The 16,585-nt window shown below is 54.7% G+C and carries 13 protein-coding genes; 4 read left to right on the forward strand and 9 right to left on the reverse strand.

Annotation, left to right across the window (positions count from 1 at the left end; all coding sequences use genetic code 11):
* The 3 genes from urtE (at nucleotide 1) to ettA (ending at nucleotide 3,361) form a co-directional block, all read left to right on the forward strand.
* On the forward strand, nucleotides 1-699 hold the full coding sequence (gene urtE, locus KOL70_RS20850; protein ID WP_215481511.1) for an urea ABC transporter ATP-binding subunit UrtE: 699 nt from the start codon (nucleotides 1-3) through the stop codon (nucleotides 697-699).
* Between the two features lie 113 nt (nucleotides 700-812).
* Nucleotides 813-1,577 (forward strand): DNA-binding transcriptional repressor DeoR, encoded by a 765-nt coding sequence (gene deoR / locus KOL70_RS20855; protein WP_040679620.1) that lies wholly within the window; start codon nucleotides 813-815, stop codon nucleotides 1,575-1,577.
* Between the two features lie 116 nt (nucleotides 1,578-1,693).
* The gene (ettA, locus tag KOL70_RS20860) at nucleotides 1,694-3,361 is read left to right on the forward strand and encodes an energy-dependent translational throttle protein EttA (RefSeq protein ID WP_071813584.1); all 1,668 of its coding nucleotides are present in this window, start codon (nucleotides 1,694-1,696) and stop codon (nucleotides 3,359-3,361) included.
* Nucleotides 3,362-3,410: 49 nt separating this feature from the next.
* Here the strand turns inward: ettA and nadR are convergent, their stop codons facing one another.
* The 3 genes from nadR to serB form a co-directional block, all read right to left on the reverse strand.
* Nucleotides 3,411-4,637 (reverse strand): multifunctional transcriptional regulator/nicotinamide-nucleotide adenylyltransferase/ribosylnicotinamide kinase NadR, encoded by a 1,227-nt coding sequence (nadR, locus tag KOL70_RS20865; RefSeq protein ID WP_215481512.1) that lies wholly within the window; start codon nucleotides 4,635-4,637, stop codon nucleotides 3,411-3,413.
* A 310-nt stretch (nucleotides 4,638-4,947) separates the two neighbouring features.
* Nucleotides 4,948-6,330 (reverse strand): DNA repair protein RadA, encoded by a 1,383-nt coding sequence (gene radA / locus KOL70_RS20870; protein ID WP_021506810.1) that lies wholly within the window; start codon nucleotides 6,328-6,330, stop codon nucleotides 4,948-4,950.
* A gap of 13 nt (nucleotides 6,331-6,343) precedes the next feature.
* The gene (gene serB, locus KOL70_RS20875) at nucleotides 6,344-7,321 is read right to left on the reverse strand and encodes a phosphoserine phosphatase (protein ID WP_021506809.1); all 978 of its coding nucleotides are present in this window, start codon (nucleotides 7,319-7,321) and stop codon (nucleotides 6,344-6,346) included.
* A gap of 107 nt (nucleotides 7,322-7,428) precedes the next feature.
* Here serB and KOL70_RS20880 point away from each other — a divergent pair, with 107 nt between their 5' ends.
* Nucleotides 7,429-8,103: a YtjB family periplasmic protein gene (locus KOL70_RS20880; protein ID WP_215481513.1), complete on the forward strand. Its 675-nt coding sequence runs from the start codon at nucleotides 7,429-7,431 to the stop codon at nucleotides 8,101-8,103.
* 493 nt (nucleotides 8,104-8,596) lie between these two features.
* Here KOL70_RS20880 and KOL70_RS20885 read toward each other — a convergent pair whose 3' ends face one another.
* The 6 genes from KOL70_RS20885 to KOL70_RS20910 form a co-directional block, all read right to left on the reverse strand.
* Nucleotides 8,597-9,085, reverse strand: coding sequence for a hypothetical protein (locus KOL70_RS20885; RefSeq protein ID WP_215481514.1), 489 nt, complete (start codon nucleotides 9,083-9,085; stop codon nucleotides 8,597-8,599).
* A gap of 249 nt (nucleotides 9,086-9,334) precedes the next feature.
* Nucleotides 9,335-9,814: a hypothetical protein gene (locus tag KOL70_RS20890; RefSeq protein WP_215481515.1), complete on the reverse strand. Its 480-nt coding sequence runs from the start codon at nucleotides 9,812-9,814 to the stop codon at nucleotides 9,335-9,337.
* A 2-nt stretch (nucleotides 9,815-9,816) separates the two neighbouring features.
* A complete protein-coding gene (locus KOL70_RS20895; RefSeq protein WP_215481516.1) occupies nucleotides 9,817-14,223 on the reverse strand; it encodes an RHS repeat-associated core domain-containing protein in 4,407 nt (1,468 codons plus the stop codon).
* Between the two features lie 2 nt (nucleotides 14,224-14,225).
* Nucleotides 14,226-14,666, reverse strand: a complete 441-nt coding sequence (locus KOL70_RS20900; protein WP_058771505.1) for a DcrB-related protein — start codon at nucleotides 14,664-14,666, stop codon at nucleotides 14,226-14,228.
* Nucleotides 14,667-14,806: 140 nt separating this feature from the next.
* On the reverse strand, nucleotides 14,807-15,733 hold the full coding sequence (locus KOL70_RS20905; protein ID WP_215481517.1) for a hypothetical protein: 927 nt from the start codon (nucleotides 15,731-15,733) through the stop codon (nucleotides 14,807-14,809).
* A gap of 134 nt (nucleotides 15,734-15,867) precedes the next feature.
* Complete coding sequence (locus KOL70_RS20910; RefSeq protein WP_215481518.1) at nucleotides 15,868-16,584, reverse strand: hypothetical protein; 717 nt, start codon at nucleotides 16,582-16,584, stop codon at nucleotides 15,868-15,870.
* Between the last annotated feature and the right edge of the window lies 1 nt (nucleotide 16,585).

The raw sequence follows: 16,585 nt of genomic DNA on the forward strand, positions 1-16,585 counted from the left end.
ATGTTACAGGTAGCAGAACTGCATCAATTTTACGGCGGCAGCCATATCCTGCGCGGTCTGTCGTTTGAGGCTCGCCCGGGCGAGATCACCTGCCTGCTGGGGCGCAACGGCGTGGGCAAAACCACGCTGCTGAAGTGTCTGATGGGGCTGATTCCGGTCAAATCCGGCGAGGTTCGCTGGCAGAACCAGCTGATTAACACGCGCAAGCCACACCAGCGCGTGCAGGCCGGTATCGCTTATGTGCCACAGGGGCGCGAAATTTTTCCGCGTCTGACGGTGGAAGAGAACCTGCTGATGGGGCTGGCGCGCTTCTCCGGCGCCCAGGCCAGCCGGGTACCGGAAGAGATCTACCAGCTGTTTCCGGTGCTGCGCGAGATGAAAACGCGGCGCGGTGGCGATCTGTCAGGCGGCCAGCAGCAGCAACTGGCGATCGGCCGGGCGCTGGCCTGCCAGCCGCAGCTGTTGATCCTCGATGAGCCGACCGAAGGGATCCAGCCATCGGTGATCAAAGAGATCGGTGCGGTGATTCGCCAGCTGGCGCAGCGCGGTGACATGGCGATTCTGCTGGTTGAGCAGTTTTATGATTTCGCCGCCGAACTGGCCGACAGTTATCTGGTGATGTCGCGCGGCGAAATTGTGCAGCGTGGCGCGGGTGCGAATATGGAGAGCGAGGGCGTGCGCGGGCTGGTGGCGATTTAGCCGCGAGGCGGGCGGGCAGGCAGAAGACAGGTTGTTAATCTGCAAGAAAAAACTTATGTTTACCCTCCACCCGGCCATTCCGGCCGCAGCGAAGGTTGAGCGAACTGTTACTGATGGAAACCCGCCGCGACGAACGAATCAATAAGCTGGCGCAGGCGCTGAAGCACAGCGACACCCTGCACTTAAAACAGGCCGCGCAGCTGCTGGGCGTGTCAGAAATGACCATCCGCCGCGATTTAACCGGCGCGACGCAGGGCGTGGTGCTGCTGGGTGGCTATGTGATGCGCGACCCGCGGCAGAACGTGGCGCACTATTTTGTCAGCGACCAGCAAAACCTCAACGTCAGCAAGAAACGTCTGCTGGCACAGCGGGCTGCCGCGCTGGTACAGGCCAACGACACGGTGTTTTTCGACTGCGGCACCACGTTGCCGCTGGTGATAGAAGCGATTGATAACGATCTGCCCTTCACCGCCATCTGCAGCGCGATCAACACCTTTCTGGCATTAAAAGAGAAGCCGCGCTGTCGGGTGATTCTGTGCGGTGGCGAATTCCACGCCGATAACGCCGTGTTTACCCCGCTCGAGCAGGTCACAGTGCTGGATGCGCTCTGCCCCAATAAAGCCTTTATTTCTGCCGCCGGCATGGACGCCGCGCAGGGTGCCACCTGTTATAACCTTAACGAACTGCCCATCAAGCATCTGGCGCTGCAGCGGGCGCAGACCAAAATCGTGGTCGGCGACAGCAGCAAGTACGGCAAGGTACTGCCGGCGCGCATTGGCGACTTCTCGCTGTTTGATATGCTGGTCAGCGACAGCCCGCCTCCGCCCGCGCTGCTCGCCGTGCTGCAGGCGGCCAGGCTCACCCTGCACTGCGGCTAGCATTATTCCGCCGCTGCGGAAGATTGCGCGCAATGCGGCTGTGATTGCCGGGTGAAAACGGCTAAACTTCAGCATCTGACGTTCCACCCATTACAGACCAAGAGGCTCATCACAACGTGGCTCAATTCGTCTATAGCATGCATCGCGTCGGCAAAGTGGTTCCGCCGAAGCGTCACATTCTGAAGAATATCTCCCTTAGCTTTTTCCCTGGCGCCAAAATTGGCGTACTCGGCCTGAACGGCGCGGGTAAATCGACCCTGCTGCGCATCATGGCCGGCATTGATAAAGATATCGAAGGGGAAGCTCGCCCGCAGCCGGGCATCAAAGTCGGCTATCTGCCGCAGGAACCTCAGCTGAACCCGGAACACACCGTGCGTGAGTCGGTGGAAGAAGCCGTCGCGGAAGTGGTTGGCGCGCTGAAGCGTCTCGACGAAGTGTACGCGCTGTACGCCGATCCGGATGCCGACTTCGACAAGCTGGCCGCTGAGCAGGGCCGTCTGGAAGAAGTGATCCAGGCACACGACGGACACAACCTGGAAACCCAGCTGAACCGCGCTGCCGATGCCATGCGTCTGCCGGAGTGGGATGCCAAAATCGCGAACCTGTCCGGTGGTGAACGCCGCCGCGTCGCGCTGTGCCGTCTGCTGCTGGAAAAGCCAGACATGCTGCTGCTCGACGAACCGACCAACCACCTGGATGCCGAATCCGTCGCGTGGCTGGAGCGTTTCCTGCACGACTTCGAAGGCACCGTGGTAGCCATCACCCACGACCGTTACTTCCTCGATAACGTTGCCGGCTGGATTCTGGAGCTGGACCGTGGTGAAGGGATTCCATGGGAAGGTAACTACTCTTCATGGCTGGAGCAGAAAGATCAGCGTCTGGCGCAGGAGGCTTCTCAGGAAGCGGCGCGTCGCAAATCGATCGAGAAAGAGCTGGAGTGGGTGCGCCAGGGCGCGAAAGGCCGTCAGTCTAAGGGCAAAGCCCGTCTGGCGCGCTTTGAAGAGCTCAACAACACCGATTATCAGAAACGTAACGAGACCAACGAACTGTTCATTCCACCTGGCGCGCGCCTCGGCGACAAAGTGCTGGAAGTGAAGAACCTGAGCAAAGCGTATGGCGATCGCGTGCTGATTGACGATCTGTCGTTCTCGCTGCCGAAAGGCGCCATCGTCGGCATCATCGGCCCTAACGGCGCCGGTAAATCGACGCTGTTCCGCATGATGTCAGGCCAGGAGCAGCCGGATTCCGGCAGCATCGAGCTGGGCGAAACCGTGAAGCTGGCGTCGGTCGATCAGTTCCGCGATGCGATGGATAATTCAAAAACCGTGTGGGAAGAAGTTTCTGGCGGTCAGGACATTATGCGCATCGGCAACACCGAAATGCCAAGCCGTGCTTATGTCGGTCGCTTTAACTTCAAGGGCACCGATCAGGGCAAACGCGTCGGCGAACTGTCCGGCGGTGAGCGTGGTCGTCTGCACCTGGCGAAACTGCTGCAGGTGGGCGGCAACCTGCTGCTGCTCGACGAACCAACCAACGACCTGGATATCGAAACCCTGCGCGCACTGGAAAACGCCCTGCTGGAGTTCCCGGGCTGCGCAATGGTGATCTCGCACGACCGCTGGTTCCTCGACCGTATCGCTACCCACATCATCGACTATCAGGATGAAGGTAAGGTGGAGTTCTTCGAAGGTAACTTTACCGAGTACGAAGAGTACAAGAAACGCACCCTCGGCGCCGAAGCACTGGAGCCGAAGCGTATCAAGTACAAGCGCATGGCGAAGTAATCGCTGTGATAACAAAAAGGCGCCGCGGCGCCTTTTTTGTTGTGCTGTGCTAGCTGCCCAGCATCTGCTTCACCAGCTCGACGCAGCGCAGGAAGCGTGTGTCGTAGTCATCCTCTTTGACGTGCACATATTCAATGTGATTTTCACGCAGCATGGTGACCAGCATCGACTGAAACTCGCGGCGATCCATCGAACTGCCGAGGCTACGCAGGCCATCGGCCACCCACGGCACATTATTTTCCAGCAGAATCACCAGGTCAAAGCGGTACTCATCAATCAGCGCCTGCACGAACGGGTGCTCGCGCCTTTCATACTTAAGGCAGAACGCCTGGGTAGTGATGAAGTCGGTGTCGATAAACGCCACCTTGTTGGCGTATTTGACGGCAAAATCGATGTACTGCGCCTGGCCGAGCGCGATTTTGTCGTAGTCGGAGTATTGCAGCGCCATCTCGTCGCCGCCGAGGTGCGAGAAGACGTAATCGCGGCCATACTCCCACGCGCTGGTGGTGTTAAAGATGTTGGCCAGCTTGTTGACCAGCGTCGATTTGCCGCTCGATTCACCGCCGAGCACCGCCACGGTGCGCACGAAGAACGGCTTCACTTCAGTCGGGATGTATTCCCAGTAGCGGAACGGATCCTGACGAATCTGGCTGCCGCTGATGTTCATAAACGATCGATGCGGATCGATCACCATTGCCGGAATGCCCAGATGCTGCTGATACATCGGCGCATCCGGTTCTTCGCTGGTATAAACGCAGTCGGGCTCAATGCCCTGCTCCGCGAGGAAGGTTTTCACACCGGCGCTCCACACGTCCCAGCCGTGCGGATAGGGCTCGATGCCCTCTTCGTTGAACGAGTGGATACGGATGTTTTTCTGGTACTTGAAGGTCTGCAGCAGCCAGCGCAGACGATCGCTGATGGTAGGCTGCTGCGACATGGCGCTGTTCTCAAACAGCTGGCGATCGCGCGGATCGTCATGGCCCATGATGATGTGCAGCTCATCGACCTGGCTACAGGCGCGCTGGATCAGGTAGATGTGGCCGGTGTGCAGCGGATAGAACTTACCGAACACCACGCCCACGGTTTTGTCGCGACGCGGGAATTCCAGCCCGAGAAAACGGTGCAGCGCTTCCAGCTTCTGCGCGCTCGGGCTTTTGATTTTGGCATTCAGCAACTGGCTCAGATAGCCTTTGGTCATCCCGCTGGCATCAGCCACCTGCTGCAATGTATGTCCCTGCTGGCGAATCGCGGTTTTCAGATAGTCAAACGATGACATGTAGTGCCTCCTGCATGGAATTAGAGGGATGGTGCGCGCGGGCCCTCACCCCGGCCCTCTCCCGCCCGCGGGAGAGGGGGAAAATCCTGGATAGAGCGATAAATGGCAGATCAACGCCGTACTTCCCGCCGCTCCGATCGGTTCCCTCTCCCGTAAGCGGGCGAGGAGGAAAATCCTGAACAGAGCGGTAAATGGCAGAACAACGCCGTACTTTCCGCCTCTCCGATCGGTCCCCTCTCCCGCAAGCGGGAGAGGGTTAGGGTGAGGGAAAAGGTGGAGCACAAGCCAAACCTCCCCCCAACAACCCGCCTTACAGCTCGTCCAGAATCGCCAGCGCATCCGCCAGCTTCTTCGCGCTATACACCTTCATACCGTCAATCGCCTTCTTCGGCGCATTCCCTGCCGGCACAATGGCGCGCTTAAAGCCGTGCTTGGCCGCTTCGGAAATGCGCTCCTGGCCGCTCGGCACCGGACGAATCTCCCCGGCCAGCCCGACTTCGCCAAAAATCACCAGATCCTGCGGCAGCGGGCGATCGCGCAGGCTCGACACCATCGCCAGCAGCAGCGCCAGGTCTGCACTGGTCTCGGTGACTTTGACGCCGCCGACCACGTTCACAAACACGTCCTGATCGGCCATCTGCAGGCCGCCGTGCCGGTGCAGCACCGCCAGCAAAATCGCCAGACGGTTCTGCTCCAGCCCAACCGCCACGCGGCGTGGATTACCCATCATCGAATGGTCCACCAGCGCCTGAATCTCAACCAGCAGCGGGCGCGTGCCCTCCCAGACCACCATCACCGAACTGCCGGAGGTGATCTCATCGCCGCGTGACAAAAAGATAGCAGACGGGTTGCTGACTTCGCGCATGCCCTGCTCGGTCATGGCAAAGACGCCCAGCTCATTCACCGCACCAAAGCGGTTTTTGTGGCTGCGCAGCGTGCGGAAGCGCGAATCGGCATCGCCGTCCAGCAGCACCGAACAGTCGATGCAGTGCTCCAGCACCTTCGGCCCGGCCAGCGAGCCATCTTTGGTGACGTGACCGACCATGATGATCGCCACGCCGCGCGTTTTGGCGAAGCGCGTCAGGTAAGCGGCGGTTTCCCGCACCTGCGCCACGCTGCCCGGCGATGACTGGATCTCCGCCATGTGCATCACCTGGATCGAGTCGATCACCATCAGCTTCGGCTGCTCCTGCTCGGCGATCAGGCAGATCTGCTCTATGCTGGTTTCCGACAGCATATTGAGGTTTTCCGTCGGCAATCCCAGACGATGGGCGCGCATCGCCACCTGCTGCAGCGACTCTTCACCGGTGACGTACAGGGTTTTCATTCCTTCCGCCAGCTTACACATCACCTGCAACAGCAGCGTTGATTTACCGGCACCAGGGTTACCGCCAATCAGTATCGCGCTGCCTGGCACCACGCCGCCGCCCAGCACGCGGTCAAACTCTTTAAAACTGGTCGAGAAACGCGGCAGCGCTTCCAGACTGATCTCCGACAGCTTCTGCACCCGGCTGGTGCCGGCGCTACCGGCATAGCCGCTCAGGCGCTCATTGCGCGCGGCCGCAGGCGAGGCGGCAATGCGCACCTCGGTAATGGTATTCCAGGCGTGGCAGGCGCTGCATTGCCCCTGCCAGCGCGGATAGTCAGCGCCGCATTCGTTACAGACGAAGGCGCGTTTTGCCGCTTTGGCCAAATCAAATCCTCAGTTAACGCTCTTCGTGAATCAGGCTGCCGGTGAGAATGCAGAACACTCCCATCAGGTCAGCGTGGCGGATAATCACTTCCGTCTGCTCATTCACTTTGGGTTTAGCATGATAGGCGATACCCAGCGCCGCCGTTTTAATCATCGGCAGATCGTTAGCACCATCGCCAATCGCCACGGTTTGTTCCGGTGCGATGTCAAAGCGCTGGGCCAGACTGTTCAGGGTATCGGCTTTAAATTGCGCGTCGACGATTTGCCCCAGCACTTCGCCGGTCAGCTTACCGTCACGCATTTCCAGTTCGTTGGCCACCGCAGCGGCCAGATGCAGCGTCTGCCGCAGGTGATCGGCATAGAAGGTGAACCCGCCCGAGGCAATCGCCACCTGCCAGCCCAGCGCCTGCAACTTGTGCACCAGCGTGGTCAGGCCCGGCATCAGCGGCAGCGTGTCGCGCACCTGCTTCAGAATATTGGCGTCAGCGCCGGCCAGCTTCGCCACGCGCTCTCGCAGGCTGGCTTTAAAATCCAGCTCGCCGCGCATCGCGCGTTCCGTCACTTCCGCCACCTGCTCGCCACAGCCCGCCAGTTTGGCGATCTCATCGATGCACTCGATCTGGATGGCGGTGGAATCCATGTCCATTACCAGCAGGCCTGGCGTTTTCAGATGGGGGATTTTGCCGAGCGGCGCCACATCAAAGCCAGCCTCATGCGCCAGCTTGCTGGCACGCGGCGTCAGCGAGCCCGCCAGACGGATTACCTGATACTCATCGACATTCCACGCGCTGACGATCACCATCGCCGCGCCCAGCTGATGCTGATAATCGGTCAGTTTTTGTTTATCGAGCCCGCGCCCATACAGTAACCAGCCAGTCCGACCGGCACGGTAATCCAGCGGCATCACTTCATCACCGCTCAGGGAAAGGGGTAAACCCGGCCAAAGAGAGACATCGGCGGGCAGATCGCACCAGGTAAGACGATTTGGCATTACAGCTCCTGTAGGGACAACAAAACCACGCAAGAGGCTACCTTGTCTGCGCGGGTTCTGGCAACATAATTGCCAGCCTTTCTGCTGTTACGTCACACGGGTTTCTGATGGTCAAAACCGCACTGAAATTTCGCCTGCATCGCACGGTGATCGTTCTTATCTCGCTGGCGCTGTTAGTGGTGCTGATGCAGGGCGCGTCATGGTTTAGTCTTGGCCATCAGATGGCCCGTTCCGAACAGGTCGAGGAGCTGGCGCACACGCTGACGCGCCAGGTGGCGTTCAGCCTGAAACCGCTGATGGACAATAGCGACGATAACCGCACGCAGATTGAAGCCATCCTGAATCAGATGACGGATAGCAGCCGTGTGCTGGACGCTTCGGTCTATGCCGACGACGGCAGCCTGGTGGCCCACAGTGGCGAGAGTATTAATGTGCGCGACCGCCTCGCGCTCGACGGTAAACGTGCCGGTAGCTATTTCAATCATCAGATTGTCCAGCCGCTGGAAGGAAAAGAGGGTCCGCAGGGTTTTCTGCGTATCACGCTGGATACCCATGTGCTGGTGACGGAATCGCGTCAGGTGGATAACACCACTAATATTCTGCGCCTGATGATGCTGCTGGCGCTGGCGATCGGCATTATCCTGACCCGTACCCTGCTGCGCGACCGCCGCACCCGCTGGCAGCAATCACCGTTCCTGCTGACGGCCAGCAGAACGGTGAAAGAGGATAAAGAGGAAGAGACGGCGGCGGAGAGTGTGGAGACGGAGAGGAAAGAGGGTTGAGTTCATTTGGGCAGTGCGGTCTGATCGCTTGCTGAAACGAGGTTTAACACCGGTCAGGCGATGACAGTCAGGATAGAGGCGGCTGCCTGATCCTGACGGCGGGCGGCTAAAGAGAAAAAAGCCGGAGGATCGTTAAGAGCGTTTTCGGCTTATTCTAATTCTTTCTTATTTTTTCATACCGATAGGTAACATCGACTAATACCTTTATCAGTCCATCCTCATCTGGCCAATCAAAAATGAAAAGTGAATAACCTGGCATATAAACCTTTGGCTCCTTTATCTTAATCATTTCTTCGCTCAATAGTGTTATTAGAAAAGGTCTATCTATAAAATACTGCATTCATCGTATTACCGTCATCATCTCTAATCAACTTATTCATTTCAAACTTTTAAAATAAGTAATATTTTTTGCACAAGCCGAAATCATCCGTTACATGATGAATGCTATGGTGATGAAATAATTTTTAGCCACCTTACTTCAGGAGCGAATGGATTAATTCCCCTTAATGTTATTCCATTCGCAATACTCAACCCATTTTTTATGTTCAAACCCTTTTCGATAATTACAGACAATCGTCCCTGTACGATTATGAGGATCATAAGCAGCATCAACGTGCCCCCATGCCCCTGACACTGGAAGCTCAGCCGTAAATTCATTACAAAACCATTTTCTTAACCCTCGGGTAACATTACCTTCAGTTTTTTTTTGTTCACCCATCAAAAGTTTTTCAGGTGAGAATCGCCAACTACTAAGTTGAGAGTTATTATCATTAGGCTGCAAAAAATCAACAATGAGATAAATATCACCAAACTTCCTGTCACCTTGAAGTATAGTTCTATATGATACAGTCTTATTATCTTTTTTTTCAGGCCACCCCTCCCACTTTATATTGAAATCACCAAATAAATTATTTTTGGTTACCTCTGGATCCAAGGTCAATGAGTTTTTAAATGTAATAATTCCTTTCTTTAGGTTGAACATGATTTTACACTCCAATATCAAATGGTAAACCTAAGGTTTCCAGGACTGTTTTACGATTAGATATGAAGAATTCCCTCCCACAACTGCTCCCAAATTACCAGTATCCCTGGATGGTTTGGCGGGGTAATGATTATGCTATTTGAGAATAACTAACTTAAAAGTAAATTTTCAGAACGGAACAGCGCAGTATTTTTTCGCTATAGTATATAATACCGAGCAAGCTAGCTTCTAAAATATAAAAATTAACTGTTAGAATAAATTACTCCGTCTATATTCACGCCACTTTTCCTGATCTTCGAATGCTGTTTTATAGTTACAAACAATCATTCCTACACTATTCCATGGATCATAGGAAGCATCAATATGCCCCCATTCTCCTCCTGTAGGTAATAAAACTTGCGTTTTTTTAAAAAACCAATCCCTTAAACGCTTTGTTACTTTCCCTGATGCTTTTTTTTGCTGACCTTCTATCAGTCCTTCTGGAGCAATAAACCATGTAGCAACGAGTGCATTTTCGTTAACTGGCGGTTTAAAAGTAACAATTAAATAAACAAAACCATCATGTTTATTACCTAATTTCAATCTATAGGATACAACTTCCCCATCATCGTTTCTTAGCCAATCCTCCCATGGATGCAGATTGGTAATAATTTCTTTTTTCTTCTGGAAAAGAGATATTTTTATATTCTCATCAAAGATTATAACGTCAGCCTTACACGATATTTGCAAAATCACACTCCTAAACCAAATGGAGATCCTATTGGCTCTAATACAATTTTATAATTAGAGATAAAGAATTGCGTTCCGCCACCTTTACCAAAACCAAGAGAAGGATCTTGTGATAAAGCCTGGCCAGTACCTGCAACTGTAGTTTTTTTAACTCGGTAAGCCTGTACCATTTTTCTATAACCGTATGTTGGGTGGGGAAGTACCTGCAGACTCTGCCATAATTTTGTTCTGCTACCATCAGCAGCATCTAAAGTGGCTTTGTCGAAATAGAAACCAGATTGTCCGGGTGCTCCGCCATAGACAATATCACCTTCTTTTAAGAAAGTATTTGACCATTTATCGCGCCCCTTATAAATACCATGACCTTGCCATTGTCTGCCGAAAGCAGCCTGATTATGGTCGTTAGCTTTAGTTGGCCGGTTGGGTTTGCATTTTCTCAACCCCCACGGATCCACCCACCCCAGCGCATTCGGCGCATACTGGTACAGATTCAGCCCACCCGCCAGCCCTATCGGGTCCTGCTGCGTAAACCGCGCACTGTCCGGATCGTAGTAACGAAACAGATTGTAGTGCAGTCCGGTTTCACGGTCCAGGTACTGGCCCTGCATACGCAGGTTCTGGTCGTAGCCGGGCAGTTGCTGATGAGTTTCGCGCAGCAGTTTGCCCCATGCGTTATTGATGCCTTCCCAGCTGATGCGGCCTTCGCTGTCTGTCAGGCGTTCCGGCATGCCGTTAGCGGCATTGTGGAACCAGAAAATCTCCGCGCCCTCATTGCCGTCAATACGCGCCAGCGGTTCATAGCTGTGTGCGTCGCTGTATACGTAAGTCAGTGGCACTTCGTCGTGTATTTCCTGCAGCAGACGAAAACCGTCCCAGACGAAGCGGGTGAAGGTGGCTGCTCCGGCCGGCTTGCCGTGCAGCAAACGCTGTGCGCGCTTGCTGATGCGGCGCCCGAGCGGATCGTAGCGGAAACTCACCTGCACCTGAGGCTTGTTGCGATCGCGCGGCTCGCTGACAACTTCGATCAGGCGATGCTCGTCATCATAGCGGTAGCGCCAGCGCGTCTGACCATCATCCTTTTCACTGGTGCGACCGTGCACGTCGTAGCGCCAGCGGATGCCGTTCAGCTGCGTAACACGATTGTGCGTTACCGCTGCTGCCGCGCTGCGGTCCAGCGGATTGCCCGCGCCATCCCAGCGCCACGTATCATTACCAGGCTGAGCACCTTCCTGCACCAACAGACGGCCCGCGCTGTCGTAGTGCCAGAGCGTCTGGCTGAAAGGATTGTCGTCGCGCTGTTCGCGGATCAGGTTGTTGCCGTAGTCGAAATCACGCCGGCGTGACCAGCGGCGCGGTGCCGGGCGCTGTGCCTCACCGTCAAACACATCGCGACGCACCAGCCGACCCAGCCGATCATAATCGCTGCGCGTGGTCAGTCCGCCCTGACTGCGGCTCAGCTCGCGGTGCAGCGTATCACGCGTAAATTCGCTGACCGGCAGGTTATCCAGCGCGATGCTCAGCAGATGGCCGCTGCCGTAATACAACTGTTTCAGCTGGCGGCCATCCGGCAGCGTCAGCGCAGTGCAGTTGCCCAGCGCGTCGTACTGCCACGCCAGACTGCCCTGATCGCCCTGCTCCGCAATCACGCGACCAGCTTTGTCATACGCGAAGGTAATCGCCTGCTCGGCTTCACGGCTCCACTGGTTTTCCCCCAGTGGCAGATGCTGCGCCACGCTTGCCAGCTGGCCCGCCTCGGTATAGTCATAGCGCGTCTGGCCTTCCGGGGTGATGCGCGCCATGAGTTGCCCTGCCGGGCTGAAGGCAAAGCGGTGCGTAATCGCCTGCGGGTGACCGGCGGCGAAAGTGCGGGCAACTGCGCGTCCGGCGGCATCGTAGTCGTAGCGGGTTGCCACACCGTCCAGCCCGATCTGCGCCAGCAGCAGCGAATCTGCGCCCCATTCGAAGTGGTAGCTTTCACCGTTTTGATTTTGCAGCGAGATTAAACGTCCACGGCTGTCCCAGCGGCGCTGCACCTCTTCGCCCTGCGCGTTTCGCGAGAGAGTCAGTCTGCCGGCCTGGTCGTAAGCGAATTCGCTGCGTTTACCGTCTGCCGAGGCATACGCCACTGGCAGACCACGTTCGCTCCACTCCAGACGTTCTTCCCAGCCTTCAGCACGTTCCATCTGCCGGGGCCGCCCGGCGGCATCATAGTAGTATCGCGTTTCTTCGCCATCGGCTGCTGTAACACAACTTAGCCAGCCCAGCGGATGATAACGGTAACGCGTAGTCTGGCCGGAGCAGTCCGTCTCGCGAATGACCTGCCCGGCATCGTTATACTCACGGCGATAGCGATTGCCCGCCGCATCAATCTCTTCAGTGATCAGCCCAAACTCATCGCGCAGATAACGCGTGCTGTACCCGAGCGCATCGACCACCCGTTCCAGTCCGTGATGGATATCGTAGTAATAACGGATGGCAGCGCCGCCAGGCTGGGTGATGACGCTGGGCAGGGCACGATGCGTTAACCACTCTGTGGTCTGCGCATTGCCATCGGCATCCTGCTCTTCAATGCGGTTACCGAGCTCGTCGTAGGTAAAGTTCACCGCATGGCCGAGCGGGTCAATACGGCGCGTCAGTAGTTCATTGTCATCCCACTCGTAGCGCCATTGCTCGCCGCGCTCGTCGATGTAGCAGGTAATCAATCCCTGTGCATTCCAGTGATGCTCGCGCTGCTGACCATCGTAGGTAGAAACGCGGGTAATGCCCGCCGTGAGATCGTACTGCATACGGCAGCCATCGCCGCTGCTGGTGCGATTTTCTATCACCCGCCAGTGATCAAACAGCTGCCAGCGATACTCGCTCTCCAGCCCGCCCGGCAGGCGGTGCCACACCATCAGGCCATCCACGTTATAACGGAAACGGCGCGTTTCAATGCCTGCCGCATCGGTGACGCTGGCAAGCTGGCCGTGATCATCAAAGCTCCAGCGCATCAGCGGCCAGTGCTGTTCACCGTCAAAGTGACTGGCAGCGGTAACGCGTTGCGGATGGCGTTCGTCGTTGTAGTGCAGCGTCACGTCAATTGCCAGCGGTTCATCATGGATGCGCACCAGCCGGCTCTGCTCATCCCAGCCCATCTCCAGCGCGTTGCCGTACTCGTCACTCAGCGAGGCGAGGCGCAAGAGCTGCGGGTTTCTGGCGGTGGGTTTGTACAAGCGCCATACCGCGCCGTCATCGTCAGCGATGGCCACGTCACCGTGCGCATTGCGTCGCACCATCAGCCCTTCGCTGATACTGTAAAGCACCTCTTTTTCACCGGGCAAGGCAAAACGCAGTTCGCGGCCGTTGTCATCAAACCAGGTGGCCTGATTGCCTTCCAGCGTCAGATAGCTGTCGAACACCGTCGACCAGCCACGGCCAAACAGGCCGACGCGCTGCGTCAGACTGTTATAGCTGCGCTGCCAGCGCAGGGGAAAACGTCCCGGCAGCGAGAAATCACGCTCGGCATCATCATTCAGCACTTTCACGCCGGTAGCGGCATGTACCGGGTGCAGCGCGGAAAATATCGCGTTGATAGACATATCGGCTAGCATGCCGCCGCCCGCCATTGCCAGCGCACACGGCATATTTTTCAGGATCTGACCGGGACGACCGCGGATCAGCGACAGGCCGATCATCGCCAGCGCCAGTCCCGGCTGTTTACCGCTTTTGACATCCCGCACCGTTAGCGTTTCACCGCCAATGATGACGTTGGCTGAAACATCATCACTGATGGTCGCGCCACAGGTGGTGCGATCTTTAGCACGTGCCGCCGGCTGGCCGTTGATGAATACGCTTTTAGATCCTTCAGCGAGATACTGTGGCCCGCTGTGTTTCTCGCACGCAACTTTATCCTGTTCCAGCGGCGAGGTACCTGCGGCAGCAGAGGCAATCGTCGGCTGCCACATCGCCCCGGCGAACTGGTCGGCAACCGCCAGCAGTTTGCCGGCATAGTCGGCAAAAAATCCGGCCGACTGCGCTTCCGGTAACGGCGTATCGCCTGCCGTCAGTTCGCCTGCCGCGCGAGCCGCCGCTATGCCATTGATGATCACATTATCCGAACCGCTGGCAATGACACCCGCAGGCGACGGCGGGAACAGCATGTCACCAATACCATCCGCAGCCGCGCTGATGTCGTCCGTGATACCTGCCACATTCGCCACCGCACCCGCGATGATACCGCTCAGCAGACAGCTACTGCCTACCGCCGCCAGCGCACCCACGCCAACCAGCGGAGCGGCTACGGTAGCCATACCGGCAACAATCGCGCCCATCGCGGCGTAGACCGCACCTTCAGCGACGATACTGGTGATATCGGAGAAAATACTGGAATGAATGATGTCATCGCCCTGGCGGGCCGCGTGCTTATCCATAATTATCCCTTCCGTGGGGCGTTCAGCGTCAGGCTCTGTTTGAAGGCATGCCAGCGTGCCCCGTCTTCTTCATCAAAAGGCCGCATGGCTGAAAAAGTAAATATCATCAACGTATTGGTTTCAGGCACGTTTACTGCCAGCTGACGTTGCCACAGTGCCTGCCCGTTGCGATCAAAAGCCGTTTCCACTTCGATGGCGCGCAACGTGTTGTCGGCTCCCGCCAGCACGCGTGTAAATTCGCTCTGCTCTACATGGCCCATCTGGCTGCGCAACGTATCCCACTGACGATGAAACTCCTGCTCAAAATCGCTGCCTTCAGCGATTGGCCCACGACTGACGATCAGCGCCAGCCCGGTGGCTTCATCGCGCAGAATATTCATGCTGGTGTCCTGCCAGCCAGCCGGAAACAGGGCGAACGCGCCCTCGTTGAATTGGTAGTGCATGTTGGATATCCGTTAGAGGAATAAATGAGGATGGTTCCGAATCTATGCGGAATCACTTTAGCGAAACGAAGTTAATTAAGCTGTTCCATCGCCAGTTGATAATTTTATTTGCATATTAGCCAGTAATTGACAGTGACACATTACGCATCATTAAAAACCATCATAATGTGACTTATGCGATGATCTTCAATCTGAAATAAGAGACGTTTTCCATCACCCTCGTAATAAATCCAGTATTGATCATCACTGTCATCAACAGCGCCTTTGCCATAACGACGCTGCAGAGCGCTTTCGCTGTCACCAACTGAAACACCCCTGTACGTTTTGATTCCCGGCGAATTAAGGGTGATTTGCGCTATGATATAGCTATCACTGTCGCGATGCTCTTTTTCCCAGTTCAAATTGGAAGAGTAAATATCAAAACCTGGATAGTTATACTGATAATAATGATAATTTCCGTCGTCTGAAGGTCTGTCGCCAGCATAGCTTTCAGCAATCGGCACTCCGGCGTGCTGCTTTGTCAGATTATCCCATTCGTCTCCCAGTGAGACACGATAATGATTGATTTCCACACTGAAGTCGGAGGCTGAAAGAGGTTTACTGGTACAGTTTGCTTGTAAGTTACCTGCAGAATCCCCCGCAGGGTCGCTATTGAAACGCTTTGCCCAGGCAGCAATATCAGGCTGCAAAGTTTTCTCAGTATTATCATTACATCGATAACTTATTTTGCCCGTTTTAGCATCTATCCATGCAGCATAGGTCCTGCCATCAGGTTGTATTACAAAGGCTGAAGCCTGTTCCAGATAGAGATCTCTTAACCAGCCTTCCACAAACAATCCGCCTGCTGATGTCAGGTGCGGTTCACCATACACATCAAAGTTTTGACTGAAGGTATCGTAATCAGGACCCAAAATGCTCTTTAGCTTCAGCAGTACATCTTTGTTGCTAAAAACGGATGAAACTTTCTCAAGGCTATTATAATCAGACATCACTACGTCTGCTCTGGCTGACATCATGCCGAAAACCATAACTGCCACAACACTAAGTAAAGATAATTTATTACGCATCAACTTACCCGACAAGCCAACTTTTTAAAATTCAAATCGATCATCAACCCGGATAGTACAGCTGTATATAAAAACCTAAAAATCATTTATTAACCTGGCAAGATACATTTTACGCAATACACTCCTGGACATTTTCATTCCCACTTTCCATCCTGTGATAGCAATACCTTTTTGTCTCTTGATACCGTCAGCGTTAACGGCTCAAAATTAATGCCATACTCTATATTTCCATTATTGAAAATCATACCAACTGCTTTGGCTGCATCAGGGGAATCAATTGTGTGGCCGGTAAGTGAAATCTGGCTACCATCGCTATTTCTCATGCCATAATACTTTACATTTTTACAACTGGTATAAAAACCCCCACAGTTATTTACAAGAGTCACGGTGAATCCTGATGTCGAAAAAACCCTGCTTTTTAACATTGCATTTCTATTTGGCTCTATCTTTTTAAGAGAAAAATCTTTGGGAGCATAAAACTCACCATGGCTCGGCAGTACAATTAAATGCCAAAGCATGGCGTTATTATTTAATGTCAACTCAGCCTCTCCATTTTTACCACCAAAGACAGAGTCAAATTTCACATTAGCTTTATTATTCTTCACAACGCCATGTAAGTTATTCTCATCACCATCAGGGCAATCAATACGATTACCACTATTCTTAATGTAGCAGTAGCGCCCAACAACCTTCCCATCAACTTGTCTGAGCTTGATATTTAACGTGGAATAATCGGAGCTATTTTCATTACCCGCAGTACCAGACCACTCACCGTTGAAATCCACCGCAGCCCACAGAAATGTAGATTTAGCGAATAATATAACTGCAAACATCGAAAATTTATTTCTCATT

The organism is Pantoea sp. B270 (genome assembly GCF_018726825.1).
Taxonomy (GTDB): Bacteria; Pseudomonadota; Gammaproteobacteria; order Enterobacterales; family Enterobacteriaceae; genus Pantoea; species Pantoea dispersa.

What these genes read in the sequence shown, in the direction of transcription:
- urtE (WP_215481511.1), top strand. Translation starts at nt 1, where the DNA reads ATGTTACAGGTAGCAGAACTGCATCAATTTTACGGCGGCAGCCATATC.
- deoR (WP_040679620.1), top strand. Translation starts at nt 813, where the DNA reads ATGGAAACCCGCCGCGACGAACGAATCAATAAGCTGGCGCAGGCGCTG.
- nadR (WP_215481512.1), bottom strand. Translation starts at nt 4,637, where the DNA reads ATGTCATCGTTTGACTATCTGAAAACCGCGATTCGCCAGCAGGGACAT.
- serB (WP_021506809.1), bottom strand. Translation starts at nt 7,321, where the DNA reads ATGCCAAATCGTCTTACCTGGTGCGATCTGCCCGCCGATGTCTCTCTT.
- KOL70_RS20880 (WP_215481513.1), top strand. Translation starts at nt 7,429, where the DNA reads ATGGTCAAAACCGCACTGAAATTTCGCCTGCATCGCACGGTGATCGTT.
- KOL70_RS20885 (WP_215481514.1), bottom strand. Translation starts at nt 9,085, where the DNA reads ATGTTCAACCTAAAGAAAGGAATTATTACATTTAAAAACTCATTGACC.
- KOL70_RS20895 (WP_215481516.1), bottom strand. Translation starts at nt 14,223, where the DNA reads ATGGATAAGCACGCGGCCCGCCAGGGCGATGACATCATTCATTCCAGT.
- KOL70_RS20900 (WP_058771505.1), bottom strand. Translation starts at nt 14,666, where the DNA reads ATGCACTACCAATTCAACGAGGGCGCGTTCGCCCTGTTTCCGGCTGGC.
- KOL70_RS20905 (WP_215481517.1), bottom strand. Translation starts at nt 15,733, where the DNA reads ATGCGTAATAAATTATCTTTACTTAGTGTTGTGGCAGTTATGGTTTTC.
- KOL70_RS20910 (WP_215481518.1), bottom strand. Translation starts at nt 16,584, where the DNA reads ATGAGAAATAAATTTTCGATGTTTGCAGTTATATTATTCGCTAAATCT.